This window comes from Roseateles sp. P5_E11 (assembly GCF_054049355.1).
Genome location: NZ_JBFUMO010000783.1, coordinates 1 through 2,166, shown reverse-complemented (window position 1 = coordinate 2,166; position 2,166 = coordinate 1). Strand labels below are relative to the sequence as shown.

Sequence of the window (2,166 nt, the reverse complement as noted above, 5' to 3'; positions counted from 1 at the left end):
CGTCTATCCGTCGCTRTCCTCGCCGACCAGCTACACCGACCCCGCCAACTTCCAGGGTTTCGGCATCGGTACCGGCTGGACCCGTGAGACAGACAAGAGCAACCAGGGCCGCGTCGTCGCTGACTGGGACTACGCCCTCGCCGGCGACTGGACCGGCCACCTGAAGGCCGGCCTGGCCTATTCCGAGACCTCCAAGGAGATCAACAAGCGCAACGGCACATCCGCCGCGACCGCCAAGCTCAACACGCTGGGCACGGCAGGCCTGCGATCGGGCATGACCTCCGTGCTGCCGATCGGCAACCTCGACATGGGTGCCGGCTGGCCGCACGCCTGGGGTACCTTCACCCGCGCCTACACCTACTCCACCTTCGACCCGCTGGCCCTCAATTCGGAGGCGACCTTCACGCCGGCGCAGAGCTTCAAGGCGCAGGAGAACGTGTCCACGGCTTTCGTGCAGTCCGACTTCCGGGGCCAGGTGTTCGACCGGGAACTGCGCCTGAACGCCGGCGTGCGCTTCGCGCGCACCGAGACGCTGATCGACAACTTCAAGCAGCAGGGTGCCAGCCTCACGTATGCACCGAACCAGGAGAAGGGCTCCTACACCAGCGTGCTGCCGGCCTTCAGCTCGGCCCTGGACCTGACCGACAACCTGACCTGGCGTGCCTCCTGGGGCAAGACGCTGAGCCGCCAGGCGCTGTCCATCATTGCGGCGCAGACGGTCATTCCCAACCCGTTCGACAACACCGCAACGGCCGGCAATCCCAGCCTGCGTCCRCAGAAATCCAAGAACTTCGACACCAGCCTGGAGTGGTATTTCCAGAAGGGCAGCATGCTGTCGGCGGCCCTGTTCCGCAAGGAACTGACCGACGCCACCACGAGCAACAGCGTGCAAACCACCTTCGGCGCGCTGGGCCTGCCTGACACGGCGCTGGGCGCCATCTTCCAGGACGCCAACGGCAAGGTGGATCCCAAGCTGCCGATGACGCTGAAGACCTACAGCAACGCCGGCAAGCAGACGCTCAAGGGCTTCGAGCTGGCCTACCAGCAGGCCTTCACCTTCCTGCCCGACCCCTTCAAGGGCCTGGGCGCGCTGGCCAGCTACACGCACATCAACCCGTTCAACAGCGCGGTGTGGACGACCAATGGGGGCAGCGTCATCGACGTGAACTCCGTGCCCAAGTACGCATACAGCACCACGCTGTACTACGAGAAYGGCCCGTTCGCATTCCGCACGTCCTACAACTACAAGGGCCGCTCGCTGCACAGCGACAACCCGAAGAACAACGGCGACGACCTGATCCGCTGGCGCGCCGGCCGCGGCTACCTGGACGCCAACGTCAGCTACAAGATCAACGACTCGCTGGAGATCCGCGTGGAGGGGTTGAACCTGTCCAACACGCTGGCCTACGACTACTTCGAAGATGCCACCGGCCAGTACGGCCTGGGCAACAAGACCCGCATGGACTATGCGAAGTACGACGGTCGCACCTTCAAGATCGGCCTGCGCGGCAGGTTTTGATGCCCCTCGTCCGGTCTCGCGCCGCTGAACGCGGGCGTGTCCAACCGGTCCCCCGTGGGGACGGCGATGCTTGCGGCGTTGAGCCGCAAGCACATCGCCCCAGGCGGGCCGGCTTGGGAGCGGCCCGGCGCTCGGCCCGCAAGTTCGACGCGCTGTCCGTTCTCATGGCCGCGGCGTGTGCCGTAAGCTGCGCCGCGCCACCACCGCGCGCCGCTGATATCCACGCCGGCGATGTGCGTGTGGTCGACGTCGGTGAGGGTTGGGCGCGCAACTCCGTCAACGCCGTGGTGTTCCGCAAGAACTCCCTCGTCACCCATGGCGACATGCAGTACATCGCCTTCTACGACCCGCAGGCCCGGGTGGTGCTGGGCAAGCGCCGGCTCGGCAGCGGCGCCTGGGAGCTGAAGGCCACGCCCTACCAGGGCAACGCGCTGGATGCCCACAACAGCATCAGCATCATGGTCGATGGCGCGGGCTATCTGCATCTCGCCTGGGACCACCACAACAGTGCGCTGCGCTATGCGCGCAGCCTGCGGCCCGGTGCGCTGGAGATGACGGCCGAGATGCCGATGACGGGGCAGGGCGAGGCCTCCGTGTCCTACCCCGAGTTCCATCGCCAGCCGGACGGCAATCTGCTGTTCTTCTAC

The 2,166-nt window shown here is 66.1% G+C and carries 2 protein-coding genes; both read left to right on the top strand.

Annotated elements, in window-relative coordinates; genetic code table 11:
- Nucleotides 1-1,519, top strand: a 1,519-nt coding sequence (locus ACXJKR_RS30520; RefSeq protein WP_457326036.1) for a TonB-dependent receptor domain-containing protein, incomplete at its 5' end; no start/stop codon positions are given.
- A 113-nt stretch (nucleotides 1,520-1,632) separates the two neighbouring features.
- Nucleotides 1,633-2,166: BNR-4 repeat-containing protein (locus ACXJKR_RS30515; protein WP_457326035.1), on the top strand; the 534-nt coding region annotated here is incomplete at its 3' end.